The organism is Micromonospora sp. NPDC005206 (genome assembly GCF_040608175.1).
Classification (GTDB): Bacteria; Actinomycetota; Actinomycetes; order Mycobacteriales; family Micromonosporaceae; genus Micromonospora.
Window position 1 is genome coordinate 30,782 of record NZ_JBEXHU010000005.1, and the last position, 15,124, is coordinate 45,905.

At 73.9% G+C, this 15,124-nt stretch carries 13 protein-coding genes; 10 read left to right on the forward strand and 3 right to left on the reverse strand.

Translation table 11 applies throughout. The features are described from left to right. Positions 1-19: 19 nt before the first annotated feature. Positions 20-577 (reverse strand): sugar O-acetyltransferase, encoded by a 558-nt coding sequence (locus ABZU69_RS08270; RefSeq protein WP_354963702.1) that lies wholly within the window; start codon positions 575-577, stop codon positions 20-22. A 157-nt stretch (positions 578-734) separates the two neighbouring features. On the opposite strand from ABZU69_RS08270, the gene ABZU69_RS08275 reads away from it, so the two are divergent. Both ABZU69_RS08275 and ABZU69_RS08280 read left to right on the forward strand, forming a co-directional pair. Beyond that, positions 735-968, forward strand: a complete 234-nt coding sequence (locus tag ABZU69_RS08275; protein ID WP_354963703.1) for a hypothetical protein — start codon at positions 735-737, stop codon at positions 966-968. Positions 969-976: 8 nt separating this feature from the next. Further along, complete coding sequence (locus ABZU69_RS08280; RefSeq protein WP_354963704.1) at positions 977-1,246, forward strand: hypothetical protein; 270 nt, start codon at positions 977-979, stop codon at positions 1,244-1,246. 51 nt (positions 1,247-1,297) lie between these two features. Here ABZU69_RS08280 and dapD read toward each other — a convergent pair whose 3' ends face one another. Further along, positions 1,298-2,257, reverse strand: a complete 960-nt coding sequence (gene dapD, locus ABZU69_RS08285; protein ID WP_354963705.1) for a 2,3,4,5-tetrahydropyridine-2,6-dicarboxylate N-succinyltransferase — start codon at positions 2,255-2,257, stop codon at positions 1,298-1,300. Positions 2,258-2,358: 101 nt separating this feature from the next. Here dapD and dapE point away from each other — a divergent pair, with 101 nt between their 5' ends. Beyond that, positions 2,359-3,432, forward strand: a complete 1,074-nt coding sequence (dapE, locus tag ABZU69_RS08290; protein WP_354963706.1) for a succinyl-diaminopimelate desuccinylase — start codon at positions 2,359-2,361, stop codon at positions 3,430-3,432. A gap of 52 nt (positions 3,433-3,484) precedes the next feature. Here dapE and ABZU69_RS08295 read toward each other — a convergent pair whose 3' ends face one another. Then, a complete protein-coding gene (locus tag ABZU69_RS08295; protein WP_354963707.1) occupies positions 3,485-3,649 on the reverse strand; it encodes a hypothetical protein in 165 nt (54 codons plus the stop codon). A gap of 155 nt (positions 3,650-3,804) precedes the next feature. Here ABZU69_RS08295 and ABZU69_RS08300 point away from each other — a divergent pair, with 155 nt between their 5' ends. The 7 genes from ABZU69_RS08300 (at position 3,805) to ABZU69_RS08330 (ending at position 15,032) form a co-directional block, all read left to right on the forward strand. Continuing rightward, entirely contained in the window at positions 3,805-4,668 is an 864-nt protein-coding gene (locus ABZU69_RS08300; protein WP_354963708.1) for a TIGR00730 family Rossman fold protein, read from the forward strand. After that, positions 4,668-5,213 (forward strand): TIGR00730 family Rossman fold protein, encoded by a 546-nt coding sequence (locus ABZU69_RS08305; RefSeq protein ID WP_354963709.1) that lies wholly within the window; start codon positions 4,668-4,670, stop codon positions 5,211-5,213. The genes ABZU69_RS08300 and ABZU69_RS08305 overlap by 1 nt, the downstream gene beginning before the upstream one ends. A 176-nt stretch (positions 5,214-5,389) precedes the next feature. Then, positions 5,390-9,022 carry an ATP-dependent DNA helicase gene (locus tag ABZU69_RS08310; protein WP_354963710.1) on the forward strand — a complete coding sequence of 1,211 codons (3,633 nt, stop codon included), beginning with the start codon at positions 5,390-5,392 and terminating at the stop codon, positions 9,020-9,022. Positions 9,023-9,056: 34 nt separating this feature from the next. Then, entirely contained in the window at positions 9,057-12,434 is a 3,378-nt protein-coding gene (locus ABZU69_RS08315) for an ATP-dependent DNA helicase (RefSeq protein ID WP_354963711.1), read from the forward strand. Between the two features lie 226 nt (positions 12,435-12,660). Beyond that, complete coding sequence (locus ABZU69_RS08320; RefSeq protein ID WP_007464836.1) at positions 12,661-12,864, forward strand: cold-shock protein; 204 nt, start codon at positions 12,661-12,663, stop codon at positions 12,862-12,864. 222 nt (positions 12,865-13,086) lie between these two features. Further along, positions 13,087-14,409: a DEAD/DEAH box helicase gene (locus tag ABZU69_RS08325; protein WP_354963712.1), complete on the forward strand. Its 1,323-nt coding sequence runs from the start codon at positions 13,087-13,089 to the stop codon at positions 14,407-14,409. 422 nt (positions 14,410-14,831) lie between these two features. Beyond that, the gene (locus ABZU69_RS08330) at positions 14,832-15,032 is read left to right on the forward strand and encodes a hypothetical protein (RefSeq protein ID WP_354963713.1); all 201 of its coding nucleotides are present in this window, start codon (positions 14,832-14,834) and stop codon (positions 15,030-15,032) included. Positions 15,033-15,124 lie beyond the last annotated feature (92 nt).

The following is a 15,124-nucleotide window of genomic DNA, read 5'->3' on the forward strand; positions in this document are numbered from 1 at the left end:
CGTGCCGGCGCTGCGCCGATCAGTTGAGTTGGCGGATCGGCCGGGCCGGGTTGCCGACCGCGACCACGTTGGCGGGCAGGTCCCGAGTCACCACCGCGCCGGCGCCGACGACGGTGTTCGCCCCGATCGTCACCCCGGCCAGCACGATCGCGCCGCCGCCGAGCCAGACGTTGTCGCCGATGGTGATCGCCTTCGCCGCCTCCCACTTGTCGCGTCTCGGCTCGGGTTCCACCGGGTGCGTCGGAGTGAGCAGCTGCACGTTCGGTCCGACCTGGACGTCCGCGCCGAGGGTGATCGGGGCGACGTCGAGGAAGACCGCGTGGTAGTTGACGAAGCTCCGCGGCCCGATCCGGACCTGCCAGCCGTAGTCGCAGTAGAACGGTGGACGGATCCAGGCGCCCTCGCCCAGCTCGCCGAGGAGCTCGCGCAGCGCCGCGAGGCGAGCCTCCTCGTTCGTGGCGGAGCTGCTGTTGAAGCGTTCCATCCGGCGGGCGGCCTGGTCCCGGTCAGCGATGATCTCGGGATCGTCCGCGAGGTAGGGCTCTCCGGCGAGCATCCGGTCCTTCATGGAGGTCACCCGTCGATGATGCCGTTCCGACCGGGTAAGGGTTGGTTGGTCCGTCATTTTCTCGACTTCTTTATGCATACGCGGTATGCAACTCTGACGGTGGTCAATGCGTCTCTGTTCGTAACGACGCTCCATCAAGGAGGATCCGTTGCATCGAAGTAGCAGAATGGCCGCGGCAGCCGTGGTCGCCCTCGTGCTGGGCAGTCCGGCAGTCGCCGTGGTAGCCCCGTCGACCACCGCCGCCACCCCGGACGTCGTCGGGCGCACGTCGACCGACGCCGCGTCCTCGACCACCACCGTCACCCTGCTCTCCGGGGACCGGGTCACCGTCACCGCGTCCGGGTCCGCCGCCGTACGTCCCGGCCCCGGGCGTACCGACATCCGGCCGGCCGGACCCTGATCATCCCGGTGCAGGTGCAGGTGCAGGTGCAGGTGCAGGTGCAGGTGCAGCGGCAGCCCGGCGCCACCGGGTCGCGGGTGACCGGGTTGACCGTCGACGTCTCGTACGACGGCGGCCGGAGCTGGCAACCCGCCCAGGTCCGGCACGGCGGGCACGGCTGGACGGCCACCGTCCGGCACCCCGCCGGGCCCGGCTACGCGTCCCTGCGGGCCACCGGCCGGGACGCCGCCGGCAACACGGTGACCGAACGGATCATCCAGGCGTACCGGCTGCGCTGAGGCGTACCCCGTGGGGTCCGCGGCCGAGCGCCGCGGACCCGGCGGGGGCCGTCAGTCGTTGGCGTGCAGGGCGGCGTTCAGCTCGATGCCCCGGCCGGTGCGCGGCCGGGCCTCCAGCGCGCCGGTCACCGAGTTGCGCCAGAACAGCAGGCCGTCGACCCCGGACAGCTCACGGGCCTTGACCACCCGGCCGTCCGGCAGGCTGATCTTCGAGGCTGCGGTGATGTAGCAGCCCGCCTCCACCACACAGTCGTCGCCGAGCGAGATGCCGACGCCGGCGTTCGCGCCGATCAGGCTCCGCTCACCGATGCTCACCTTCTCCGTGCCGCCGCCGGACAGGGTGCCCATGATCGAAGCGCCGCCGCCGATGTCGGAGCCGTCGCCGATCAGCACGCCCTGCACGATCCGACCCTCCACCATCGACGTGCCCACGGTGCCGGCGTTGAAGTTGACGAAGCCCTCGTGCATCACCGTGGTGCCGGCGGCCAGGTGGGCGCCGAGGCGGACCCGGTCCGCGTCGGCGATCCGCACACCGGCGGGGACCACGTAGTCGGTCATCCGGGGGAACTTGTCCACCCCGTACACCGCCAGGTGGCGGCCGGCGGCCCGCTCGATCACCCGCAGCTCGTCCACCCGCTCCGGCGGGCACGGCCCGGCGGAGGTCCACGCCACGTTGGCCAGCTTGCCGAAGATGCCGTCCAGGTTGAGCTGGTTGGGCCGGACCAGGCGGTGGGAGAGGAGGTGCAGCCGGAGGTACGCGTCCGGGGCGTCCTTGATCGGGTCGTCCAGCGAGCCGACCACGGTGACCACCTGGACGGTACGCAGACCGGGCAGCGGCCGGTCGCCGAGCGCGGCCGGCGGCAGGTCGAGCACGTCCGTCTCGTCCTCACCGGCGACCAGCGGCAGCTCACCCAGGCCCAGCTTGCCGGTCGGGTACCAGGTGTCGAGCACCTGCTCGTCGGCCGTGACGGTGGCCAGGCCGATGCCCCAGGCGGAATCTGCGGACGTCACTGTTGCACCTCTCGGTCGCGGCCGGACCGGCCTCTGCTCACGACGGCGGGGCTCGCAAGCTCACTCCTCGCGCTGACAAGCCTGAAGGTACCGTGCGAACCATGGAGAACCCGCTGACCCCCGAGGTCCTCGCCGATCCGGTGGCGCTGACCCGCGCTCTGGTCGACATCGAGTCCGTGTCCCTCGACGAGAAGGCGATCGCCGACTGCGTCGAAGAGGTGCTGCGGGGCGTACCGCACCTGACCACCCACCGGCACGGCAACACGGTGATGGCGCGCACCGACCTGGGTCGCTCGCAGCGCGTCGTGCTGGCCGGACATTTGGACACGGTGCCGCTGAACAACAACTTCCCGTCGACCATGCGCGGCGACCTGATGTACGGCTGCGGCACCTCGGACATGAAGTCCGGCGTCGCGTACGCGCTGCACCTCGCGGTGACCCTGCCCGAGCCGCGCTACGACGTGACCTACTTCTTCTACGAGGCCGAGGAGATCGAGTCCCAGTACAACGGGCTGAACCTGGTCGCGCAGGCGTACCCGGAGTGGCTGGAGGCGGACTTCGCCGTCCTGCTGGAGCCGACGTACGGCATCGTCGAGGCGGGCTGTCAGGGCACCATGCGGTCGATGGTCACCACCACGGGGGTACGGGCCCACTCGGCGCGATCCTGGCACGGGGTCAACGCCATCCACGCCGCCGGCGAGGTGCTCCGCCGGCTCCAGACGTACGAGGCGCGCCGGGTCACCATCGACGGCTGCGACTACCGCGAGGGCATGAACGCGGTGCGGATCCACGGCGGGGTCGCCGGCAACGTGGTCCCGGACCGGTGTGAGATCGAGGTCAACTACCGGTTCGCTCCGGACCGCACCCCCGCCGAGGCGGAGGCGCACCTGCGGGAGGTCTTCGCGGGCTTCGACATGGTCGTGACCGACGCGGCGGCCGGCGCCCTGCCCGGGCTGGAGGCGGCCCCGGCGAAGGAGTTCCTGGCGGCGGTCGGCGCGGCGCCGATCGGCAAGCTGGGCTGGACGGACGTGGCCCGGTTCGCGGCCATGGGCATCCCAGCGCTGAATTTCGGCCCGGGGGACCCCAACCTGGCCCACCATCCGGACGAGCACGTCGAGATCACCAAGATCCGCGACGGGGCCGCGACCCTGCACCGCTGGCTGGCCCTGGTCTGACCCCGCGCCGGGCGCCCACCGGCCGCCCGCTCCGGTGATCAAGAGGTTTGCGTCAGCCGGGCCCGTTGTCGGCGACGCAAACCTCTTGATCAGCTCCGGATGGGGTGGGGGAGAGGGGTTCGTCCAGTTGGCGGGTGCGGCGGCGTTCGGCCACCACGTCTCGGATCCGTCGCTGCATCTGGCGACGGATCCGGATCATCTCGCTGTTGCTGATCACGCTGTCTCCTCCCCCGAAGGCGCGCGCCGGGGCATACCCGGTATGTGAATAGTAAGACGTACGAGCGAGCCGAATAGTTGCCCAAGATCTCGAACTATTTCTCTGCGTCCGCGACCCGCCCCAGCAACTGCCGGGTGGACCACTACGGTTGCTCCATGAGCCAGAGCAACGGGCGGGAGGCCAGCCGCGGTCCCGGACAGGAGCGGCATCGGGGCGCGGTGACGCTGCGCCGGGGAGCGATTCCGAGCAGCACCGCGGACCAGAGGCTGCTGGACTCGCGCGGGCGGGGTGACTGGAAGACCAGGGACGCCTGGCGGGCGCTGCGCATCCTGTCCGAGTTCGTTGAGGGCTTCGACACGCTCGCCGACCTGCCGCCCGCGGTCAGCGTCTTCGGCTCCGCGCGCAGCGGCCCGGACACCGCCGAGTGCCGCCTGGCCGAGCAGTTGGGCGGCGCGCTGGCCCGGGCCGGCTACGCGGTGATCACCGGTGGTGGGCCGGGGGTGATGGAGGCCGCCAACCGGGGGGCCAGTGAGGCCGGCGGGCTCTCCGTCGGGCTCGGCATCGAGCTCCCGTTCGAGCAGGGCATCAACGAATGGGTCGACCTGGCCATCGACTTCCGCTACTTCTTCGCCCGTAAGACCATGTTCGTCAAGTACGCGCAGGCGTTCGTGGTGCTGCCCGGCGGGTTCGGGACCATGGACGAGCTGTTCGAGGCGCTCACCCTCGTGCAGACCGGCAAGGTCACCCGGTTCCCGGTGGTGCTGATGGGGGTCGCCTACTGGCAGGGGCTGCTCGACTGGATGCGTGACACGATGGCCGCCGACGGCAAGATCGGCCCCGTCGACCTGGACCTGATCTGCCTCACCGACGACGTCAACGCGGCGGTCCGGCACATCATCGAGGCCGAGGCGACGCTCTCCGCCGAGCAGGAGGCGGTCCGCGACGAGGCCGTCGCCCGTACCGCCGCTGACCAGCAGGCCGCCGCCGAGCAGGCTGCCGAGCAGCCGCGGGAGAGCTGATGGCGGCGATCTGCGTCTTCTGCGCCTCCTCCCGTACCCTCGACCAGCGCTGGTTGGACCTGGCCGCCGAGACCGGCGCGGAGCTGGCACGGCGCGGGCACACGCTGGTCAGCGGCGGCGGCTGCGTCGGCATGATGGGCGCGCTGGCGGACGGCGCCCGGGCCGCCGGAGGGCGCACCCTGGGCGTCATCCCGCAGGCGCTGGTGGACCTGGAGGTCGCCGACCTGGCCTCGGACGAGCTGCTGGTGACCGACTCGATGGCCACCCGCAAGAACGTGATGATCGACAAGTCGGACGCGTTCCTCGCCCTGCCCGGCGGGCTGGGCACCCTGGACGAGCTGTTCGAGGTCTGGACCACCGCCACCCTCACCCTGCACACCAAGCCGATGGTGCTGATCGACACCGACGGCTTCTACCGGCCGCTGCTGGACTGGCTCGGCACGCTGGCCGACCAGCACTTCCTCAAACCAGCCGGCCTCAGCCTCCTAACCGTCGCCACCACCATCCCCACCGCCCTGGACGCCCTCGAATCCCACCTAACCTGACCCCCGGCTCCACACCCCCGCCCCCGGGCTCCCACCCCGCCGATCATGGAGTTGGCGGCGCTGCCGTCGGCGTGTCGCGCCGCCAACTCCATGATCGACGGGCTGGTGGGGTGGGGTGAGAGGGTGGGCGGGCCCGGGCGGGGTGGGGTGTCGTATGGGCGTGATGGGATGAGCTGATGCAGGCGTACCGGTTGGTGCGGCGGCCCGAGGGGCCGGCGCGGGGGGACGGGGACGTGCCTGTCGGCGGCGCCGTGCCCGCCGGTAGCGGCGCGGCCGAGGGCGGCGCCGTGCCCGCCGGTGGGGTTGCGCTGACCGGCCGGGTCGGGGCGGTCGGGCACGAGCGGGCGGTCGGGCCCGGGGCCGGCCGGCGGGTCGATCCGGTGCAGGCGGAGGTGGTCGGGCACACCGACGGGCCGATGCTGGTGCTCGGCGGGCCGGGCACCGGCAAGACCAGCACCCTGGTCGAGGCGGTCGCCGCCCGGGTGACCGAGGGGGTCGATCCCGAACGGATCCTGGTGTTGACCTTCAGCCGTCGAGGCGCCACCGCACTACGCCAGCGCATCGAGGCCCGGGTGGCGCAGGACGGCCACCGCGTGCTGCGGGAGCCCCTGGTGCGCACCTTCCCGGCGTACGCCTTCGGGTTGCTCCGCCGGGCCGCCGCCGAACGTGGCGAGCCGTCGCCCCGGCTGCTCACCGGCCCGGAGCAGGATCTGATCATCCGCGAGCTGCTGGACGTGGTGGGCGAGGAGCCCGAGGACGATCCGGTCGGCTGGCCGACGGACCTACGGCCGGCCCTGCGGACCCGCGCCTTCGCCGGCCAGCTGCGCGACCTGCTCATGCGTGCCGCCGAGCGGGGCATCGGCCCGGCCGACCTGGCCCGGCTCGGCGAGAAGCTCGGCCGCGCCGACTGGCCGGCCGCCGCGCGCTTCCTGCGGGAGTACGTGGCGGTGCTCGCGCTGCGCGACGTCAGCAACCGGGGGTCGATCGCGTACGACCCGGCCGAGCTGGTCCGTGCGGCCACCGGGTTGCTGCGCGACGACGAGGAGCTGCTGGCCGCCGAGCGCCGCCGGCTCGCCCACGTGTACGTCGACGAGCTGGCCGACACCGACCCCGCCCAGCTCGACCTGTTGTCGGTGATCGCCGGTGGCGGCAAGACGCTGGTCGCCTTCGCCGACCCGGATTCCTCCACGTACGCCTTCCGTGGCGCCGACCCGGCCGGCGTGACGACCTTCCCGCACCGGTTCCGGACCGCCTCGGGGGCGCCGGCCGCGCAGGCGCTGCTGACCACGTCCTACCGGGCCGGGCCGGGCCTGCTCGTCGCGATCGCCCGGCTGGGCCGCCGACTGCGGGGTCCGGCGGCGCACCGCCGGCTGCACCCGCTGCCGGATGCCCCGACCGGCGTGGTCGAGGTGCACACGTTCCGCTCGGCGACCAGCGAGGCCGCCTGGCTGGCTCACGCGCTGCGCTCCGCGCACCTGCTCGACGGCGTGCCCTGGTCACGGATGGCGGTGCTGGTGCGGTCGACCGCGCTGCAACTGCCCACCCTGCAACGGGCGCTGCACGCCGCCGGCGTACCGACCGTGGTGCACGGCGAGGACCTGCCGCTGCACCTGCAACCGGCGGTGGCCCCGCTGCTGCTCCTGCTGCGCTGCGCGCTGGAGCCGGACAGCCTGGACGAGGAGGCGGCCGTCGCGCTGCTGCACTCGCCGCTGGGCGGGGCGGACCCGTTGGCCGAGCGGCGGCTGCGGCAGGGCCTGCGCGCGCTGGCACTGGCCGGCGGCGACCGGCGCCCGTCCGGGGAGCTGATCGTCGAGGCGTTGCGTGACCCGGCCGAGTTGGCCGGCATCGAGCGGCGGTGGGCGGAGCCGGCGCAGGCGGTGGCCGGGCTGCTGGCCGCCGCCCGGGCCGCCGCCGCGCGGCCCGGCGCGACCGCCGAGGACGTGCTCTGGGCCGTCTGGCACGCCAGCGGGCTCGCCGAACGCTGGGCCGGAGCGATCGGCCAGGGGCGGCCGGAGGCCGGTGAGGGGGACCTCGCCCGGCGGCGGCGGGCCGAGGCGGCCGACCGGGACCTGGACGCCGTGCTGGTGCTCTTCGACGCGGCGGCCCGCTTCACCGACCGCCTTCCCGGCGCCCGCACTGAGGTCTTCCTCGACCATGTGCTCGGTCAGGACCTGCCGGCCGACACCATCGCCCCGACCGCCGACCGGGGTGCGGCCGTACGGCTGCTCACCGCGCACGCCGCGAAGGGTCTGGAGTGGGACCTGGTCGCGGTGGCCGGGGTGCAGGAGGGCATCTGGCCGGACCTGCGCCTGCGCGGCAGCCTGCTCGGCTCGGAGCGACTGGTCGACGTGCTGGCCGGTCGGTCCGTCGGCGGCGCCACCGCGGCGAACGTGGTGGGTCAGACCTCGGCGTTGCTGGACGAGGAACGCCGGCTCTTCCACGTCGCCGTCAGCCGGGCCCGACACCGGTTGCTGGTCACCGCGGTGGCGTCGGCCGCGGTGGGCGGCGACGACCACGAGGAGCAGCCGAGCCGGTTCCTGCACGAGCTGGGGCCCACCGCGCCGCCGGCCGCGCCGCCCACCCCGCCGAACGGGCCACCCACTCCGCCCGGTCCACGTACCGGCCCGACCAACGATCCCGCCGGCGGTCCGCCGCAGGCCGCGCCCAGTGGCGACGGCGCGGCCGGCGCTGGCGTCACCGACGGCGCAACCGGAAACGGCTCCCCGCACGCCGTGTCCGGTGACCGCGAAGTGACGGAGGACGGTGAGCCGGACCGGCCCGGCGCGCTGCCGGTCACCCGACCGCCGCGGGCGCTCACCCTGCCGGCGTTGGTGGCCGAGTTGCGTACCGCGATCACCGACCCGGCCGCACCGACGTTCCGGCGGCGCGCCGCGGCGGCCGAGCTCGCCCGGCTCGCCGCCGCCGGTGTGCCCGGCGCGCATCCGGACGACTGGTGGGGTCTACGCGCGCTCTCCGACGACCGGCCGCTGATCGATGACGGCGAACCGGTGCGGGTCACCCCGTCGGCGATGGAGAGCGCGTTGCGGTGCAGCCTGCGCTGGCTGCTGGAACGGCACGGCGGCAGCGGCCCGGCCAGCACCGCTCAGGGCGTGGGCAACCTGGTGCACGCCGCCGCGATGCTCGCCGAGGACGCCAGCGCCGACCGGAGCGCCCTGCTCGACTACGTGGCCGCCCGGTTCGACGCGATCGAGTTGGCCGCCCGGTGGATGGCCGGCCCGGAGCGGGAACGCGCCGAGGCGATGGTCGACAAGCTGCTGCGCTGGCTGGCCACCAACCCGCGCCGGCTGCTCGCCATCGAGCACGAGTTCGCGGTCCGCCTGGACGACCCGCACCGGCCGGTCGACCTGGCCGGCCGGGTCGACCGGCTGGAGGTCGACGAGGACGGGCGGCTGGTGGTGATCGACCTGAAGACCGGTAAGTCCACCGCCGTCACCGGCACCGACCTGGCCGAGCATCCGCAGCTCGGCGCCTACCAGGCGGCGGTGGAGGCGGGGGCGTTCCCCGAGTTCGGCGACGAGTCCGGGGGCGCCGCGCTGGTGCAGCTCGGCACCTTCGCCAAGGACGCCCGCGAGCAGAACCAGCCGGCGGTCGGCGAGGGACCGGCGGCTGGTTGGGCGACCGCGCTGGTCCGACGGACCGCCGATACGATGGCCGCTGCCACGTTCGCCGCGGTGGCGAACTCGAAATGCCGGGTCTGCCCGGTGCGCACCAGCTGCCCGGTCTCCGGGCAGGGGCGCCAGGTCGTCGAGCCGCCGACCACCCGGAGCAGCCGTGAGGGCGAGGAGTGAGCGTGCGATTCCCGCAGTCACGAACGACGTCACCGTGACCCAGCCCGCCCTGTTCGGCACCGGTCCGGCGCCGGCGCCCCGACTCGCCGACGCCGGCCCCCGGTACACCCCGGTGGAGCTGGCCAAGCTCCTGCGGCTGCCGGCGCCGACCCGGGAGCAGGCCGCGATCATCGCCGCCCCGGTGGAGCCGCTGCTGGTGGTCGCCGGGGCCGGGTCCGGCAAGACCGAGACGATGGCCGCGCGGGTCGTCTGGCTGGTGGCCAACTCGTACGTGCGCCCGGAGCAGATCCTCGGGCTGACCTTCACCCGCAAGGCGGCCGGCGAGCTGGCCCACCGGGTACGAACGCGGCTCGACCAGCTGATCCGCCGGCTCGGCCGTCAGGGGCGGGACCCGCTGGACGACCCACTCGCCGGCGAGCCGACCGTCTCCACGTACCACTCGTACGCCGGGCGGATCGTGACCGAGCACGGGCTGCGGGCCGGCTACGAGCCGTCCACCCGGCTGCTCACCGAGGCGTCCCGCTGGCAGCTGGTCGACCTGCTGGTGCGCAACTACGACGGCGACATGTCCGAGGTGGACCGGATGCCGAGCACCATCACCGACGCGGTGCTGGCCCTCGCCGGGGAGCTGGACGAACACCTGGTCGCCCCGGATGAGCTGGCCGCCTGGACCGGCCGGTTCTTCGCCGAGGTGCAGTCCCGACCGGGCCGGGTCTACGCCGACGTGCGCAAGGCGCTCGCCCTCCAGCAGACCCGGCTGCGTCTGTTGCCGCTGGTGCGGGCGTACGCCCGGCGCAAGGAGGACTTCGAGGCGATGGACTTCGCCGACCAGCTCGCCCGCGCGGCACGGGTGGCCCGGGACCACCCGGGGGTCGGCGAGATCGAGCGGGACCGCTACCGGGTGGTGCTGCTGGACGAGTACCAGGACACCAGCCACGCCCAGGTGGTGCTGCTCAACGCGCTGTTCGGCGGCGGGCACCCGGTGACCGCGGTAGGTGACCCGTGCCAGTCGATCTACGGCTGGCGGGGGGCGAGCGCCGGCACGCTGGACCGGTTCCCCACCGAGTTCGCCCGGGCCGACGGCCGGCCGGCCGAGGCGCTCGGGCTCACCACCAGCTGGCGCAACCGCCCGGAGATCCTCCGGGTGGCGAACGCGCTGTCCACCCCGCTGCGCGCGGCCGGCGCCCGGGTGCCGGAGCTGCGCTCCGCGCAGACCGTCCGGGACCCGATCCCGCACCGCAGCCCGGGTGGGGCGGCCGGCGGCACGGTGCACTGCGCGCTGCTGCCGACGTACGCCGACGAGGCGAACTGGATCGCCGACAGCGTGCTCGCCGCCTGGCGCGGCGCGGCGCGGATGCCCGGCGCGGTGCCCGAGCACATCCCGGTGGCGCAGCGGCCGACCACGGCCGTGCTGGTCCGGGTCCGCAGCCAGATCCCGGCGATCGAGTCGGCGCTGCGCGAGCGGGGCCTTCCGGTGGAGGTGGTCGGGCTGGGCGGCCTGCTGGACACCCCCGAGGTACGCGACGTGGTCTGCACGCTGCGGGTGCTGGCCGACCCGACCGACGGGGCGGCGCTGCTGCGGCTGCTCACCGGCGCCCGCTGGCGGATCGGGCCGCGCGATCTGGTGGCACTGCACCGGCGGGCCCGGTCCATCGCCAACGCCCGGCGACAGGTCGCCGCCGACGACACCTCGGCGATCACCCCCGACCTGCTGGACGAGGCGACCCTGGTGGAGGCGCTGGCCGACCTCGGCCCGGCGCAGGCGTACTCGGCGGAGGGCTTCGCGCGGCTGCGCGCGTACGGCCGGGAGCTGGCGCTGTTGCGGTACCGGCTGGACCAGGCACTTCCGGACCTGATCGCGGACATCGAGCGGACCATCGGCCTGGACGTGGAGGTCGCGGTGCGGGCCGGCCGGGACGGCGCGGGCGACGCCGGCCTGGCCCGGGGTCACCTGGACGCTCTCGGCGACGTGGCGGCCCGGTTCAGCGGGGAGACGCCCGGCGCGACGCTCTCCGGTTTCCTGTCCTACCTGGCAGCCGCCGAGGATGAGGAGCGCGGTCTCGCCCCGGGCGAGGTCGAGGTGGTGGAGGGCGCGGTGCAGGTGGTGACCGCGCACGCCGCGAAGGGCCTGGAGTGGGACGTGGTGGCGGTGGCCGGGCTGAGCCGAGGGCTGTGGCCCGGGCCGGTGCGCAACTCCGACCACTGGCTGGGTGGGCTGGGCGTGCTGCCGTTCCCGCTGCGCGGTGACGCCGACGGGTTGCCTGAGCTGGCGCTCGACGAGGCGGCGGACCAGCGGGCCGTGGCCCGGGCGGTGACCGACTTCACCGACGCCTGGCGCGCCCACGACGAGAGGGAGGAGCGGCGGCTGACGTACGTGGCCGTGACCCGGCCGCGCCGGCTGCTGCTCTGCTCCGGTTACTGGTGGGGGGAGGGGACCAAGCGTCCGCGCGGCCCGTCACTCTTCCTGCGCGAGGTGTACGACGCCTGCCTGGACGGCGGCCCGGGGCACCTGGTCGACGCGTGGGCGCCGGAGCCGACCCCGGACGCGACCAACCCGACCGCCGAGGTGGTGCTCCACGCGGAGTGGCCGGCCGACCCGCTGGGCGGTCGTCGGCCGGCACTGGCGCAGGCGGCCGCGCTGGTCCGCCGCCTGATGACCGACGGCTCGGCGGACGTGGCGGTCGCCGGTGGGCCGGTCGAGCCGGAGGTTGATCCGGAGGTGGCGCGCTGGCAGCGCGAGGCGGACCTGTTGCTGGCCGAGCGGGCCGAGTTGACCCGGCTCTCCGGCGCGGTCGAGGTGGCCCTGCCCGGGCAGCTGAGCGTCACCCAGTTGGTCGCGTTGCGACGTGATCCGGCGGCGCTGGCCCGCACGTTGCGCCGCCCGGTGCCCACCGAGCCCAACCCGTACGCCCGCCGCGGCACCGCCTTCCACGCCTGGCTGGAACAGCGGTTCGGCGCCGACCGGCTGCTCGACGTGGACGAGTTGCCCGGCGCGGCGGACGCGGACGCCGCGCCGGACGAGGCGCTCGTCGAGCTTCAGGAGCGCTTCCTGGCCAGCGAGTGGGCCGACCGGGTGCCGGTGGAGGTGGAGGTGCCGTTCGCCACGGTGATCGCCGGGGTCGTGGTGCGGGGGCGGATGGACGCGGTCTTCGCCCGGCCGGGCGGCCGGTTCGACGTGGTGGACTGGAAGACCGGCGCGCAACCGACCGGCGCGGCGGCGGAGGTGGCTGCGGTGCAGTTGGCCGTCTACCGGCTGGCATGGGCGGAGCTGGCCGGCGTGCCGGTCGACCGGGTGGGAGCGGCGTTCCACTACGTCCGGCACGGGGTGACGGTCCGCCCCGCGGACCTGCTGGAGGTGACCGGGCTCACGGCCCTGATCGCCAAGCTGCCAGAAGATTCCGTCCAACATTGACCATGGCGCGAAAATCCGTGGTAGGTTGAACGGGTTGCAGTTTTGGTTACCAGAGACTCTGTGTGCGCCTGGCGGGATTGTGGCCCCAGGCGCTCTTTGTTGTGTCCGGAGTTCTCCGGGCGGGGCGACCAGAAGCGACAGGCGATTCGCGCATTCCCGCGCGGAGCGCTCCTCTTCGGGCTCGCAACAAGTGCGAGTCCGACGTTCCGTCAAGGAGACGAAACACATGGCTATTGGCACCGTGAAGTGGTTCAACGCTGACAAGGGCTTCGGCTTCATCACCCCGGACGGCGGCGGCGCTGACGTCTTCGCCCACTTCTCGGCGATCCAGTCCTCCGGCTACCGGAGCCTGGACGAGAACCAGCGGGTCGAGTTCGAGGTGACCCAGGGCCAGAAGGGCCCGCAGGCGGAGAACATCCGCCCGCTCTGATCTTCGGATCGGCCAGCATTACCTGTCGCGCCCTCCGGGTGCGGCGGTGACGGGACCGGCCCGCCCCGTCGTCGACCTGCTTACGCAGGCGGCGACCCGGCGGCGGGCCGGCCCGTACCCCCTTCGGTTCGTGCTTGTGAGTCCTGGCGGCCTTTTCCGCTGGCGACAGCGCCGTCTTCGGCGCCCTCCCTCGACACGTGCCGCGTCGAGGAAGGCTTCTGCGTGACCTCTGTTATTCCTTCGTTCGCCCATACCGGTCTGGCGCCGGCGCTGCTCACCGCGCTGACCGCGCAGGGCATCACCGAGCCGTTCCCGATCCAGTCGGCCACGCTGCCCGACTCGCTCGCCGGTCGGGACGTGCTCGGCCGGGGTCGCACCGGCTCCGGCAAGACCCTCGCCTTCGGGCTTCCGCTGCTCTCCCGCACCGCCGGCCGCAAGGCCCGCCCGGGTCGCCCGCTGGCCCTGGTGCTGGTGCCGACCCGGGAGTTGGCGCAGCAGGTGACCACCGCGCTGTCCCCGTACGCCCGCGCTGTCGGGCTGCGCTGCGCCACCGTCGTCGGCGGGCTGTCGTTGCAGCGCCAGGCGGACGCCCTGCGCGCCGGCGCCGAGGTGGTCGTGGCCACCCCCGGTCGGCTGCACGACCTGATCAACCGCGGCGACGCCCGGCTCGACCAGGTCGAGATCACCGTGCTGGACGAGGCCGACCAGATGGCCGACATGGGCTTCCTGCCGCAGGTCACCAAGCTGCTGGAGCAGGTCGCGCCGCAGGGGCAGCGGATGCTCTTCTCCGCGACCCTGGACGGCGGCGTGGACCGGCTGGTCCGCCGCTTCCTGAGCAACCCGGTGACCCACTCGGTCGACCCGGGCACCGCGACGGTCACCGCGATGACCCACCACGTGCTGCACGTCGACGCGGTGGACAAGCCCGACGCGTTGACCCGGATCGCCGCCCGTGAGGGCCGCACGATCCTGTTCATGGGTACGAAGCACCGCGCCGACCGGCTCGCCCGCCAGTTGCTCTCCAAGGGGGTACGCGCGGCCGCGCTGCACGGCGGCAAGTCCCAGCCGCAGCGCACCAGGATCCTTGAGCAGTTCCGCAACGGCCAGGTGACCGCCCTGGTCGCCACGGACGTCGCGGCCCGGGGCATCCACGTCGACGGCCTGGACATGGTGGTCAACGTGGACCCGCCGACCGAGGCGAAGGACTACCTGCACCGGGGCGGCCGGACCGCCCGGGCCGGTGAGTCCGGCTCCGTGGTCACCCTGGTCCTGCCCGAGCAGCGCCGGGACGTGTCCCGGCTGATGGCCACCGCCGGCATCCGGCCCGAGTCGGTCCAGGTCCGCCCAGGCGACGAGGCGCTGGCCCGGGTGACCGGTGCCCGCGAGCCCTCCGGCGTGCCGGTGACCATCGCCGCCCCGCCGGCGCCCGCTGGTCGGGGTCGCACCGCCGGTGGATCCGGCGGCCCGGTCGCCGACGGTGCCGCCCGCCCGGCGCACCGCGCGTCGGGGCGGTCCCGCCGCCCGCGCCGTCCCCGTACCGTCTGATCTCCCGCACCGCGACCGACCCGCTCCGCTTCGGCTGGGCGGGTCGGTCTGTCTGTGGCAGTTCTGTCTGTGGCAGGTCTGTCTGCGGCACCAGCGGCCGCAGGCGCACGCGCGGCCGTGCCGGGGTGAGCAACCGGCCCTCTGTGACTGCCTTTGCTCTGCTTCAACCCACGCAACGGGCACTGTCCGGATAGCGGACACCGGCTGTTGCGCGGGTTGAAGCAGAGCAAAGGTGGCAGAGCAGGTGCCCTCTGGCGCTGGCCCGGCCCTGGTGCTGGCCCGGTTCTGGCGCTGCCCGGGTGTTCCTTTGAGTCGGTAATCAGCCTCGGCTTGGTCGTTTGGCCGACTGCGCCCCGGCCGCATCTGGTCGAAGCTGGCCAGCGGGGGGAGCCGGGCGGGGGCCCGGCACGGAAGGGGTGACCATGGCGGGCGAAGCCGGCTCGGGGGCGCTGCGCGAACTGATCCTGGTGGTCGCGGTCGCGCTCGCCGGGCTGTTGCTCGCCATGGTTGCGGCCTTCGCGCCCTGGCACGCCACCCCGGTGGGCAACGCTCCCGCCGGTCTGGTGGAGCTGCACAGCCCCGGCGACCTGGGCTCCGGCCCGACGGTCGCACACGTGAGCTGAGCAGCGGCCGGACCGACCGGTGCCGGCGGAGGGGCAGGCCCGGTCAGGATCGGTACGAGGCGTGGTCGGGTCGGCGGGGCACCGGCCCGACC

Excerpts from the sequence above, each read along its gene's own strand:
- ABZU69_RS08275 (WP_354963703.1), top strand. The coding sequence starts at position 735 with ATGGCCGCGGCAGCCGTGGTCGCCCTCGTGCTGGGCAGTCCGGCAGTC.
- dapE (WP_354963706.1), top strand. The coding sequence starts at position 2,359 with ATGGAGAACCCGCTGACCCCCGAGGTCCTCGCCGATCCGGTGGCGCTG.
- ABZU69_RS08300 (WP_354963708.1), top strand. The coding sequence starts at position 3,805 with ATGAGCCAGAGCAACGGGCGGGAGGCCAGCCGCGGTCCCGGACAGGAG.
- ABZU69_RS08305 (WP_354963709.1), top strand. The coding sequence starts at position 4,668 with ATGGCGGCGATCTGCGTCTTCTGCGCCTCCTCCCGTACCCTCGACCAG.
- ABZU69_RS08310 (WP_354963710.1), top strand. The coding sequence starts at position 5,390 with ATGCAGGCGTACCGGTTGGTGCGGCGGCCCGAGGGGCCGGCGCGGGGG.
- ABZU69_RS08320 (WP_007464836.1), top strand. The coding sequence starts at position 12,661 with ATGGCTATTGGCACCGTGAAGTGGTTCAACGCTGACAAGGGCTTCGGC.
- ABZU69_RS08330 (WP_354963713.1), top strand. The coding sequence starts at position 14,832 with ATGGCGGGCGAAGCCGGCTCGGGGGCGCTGCGCGAACTGATCCTGGTG.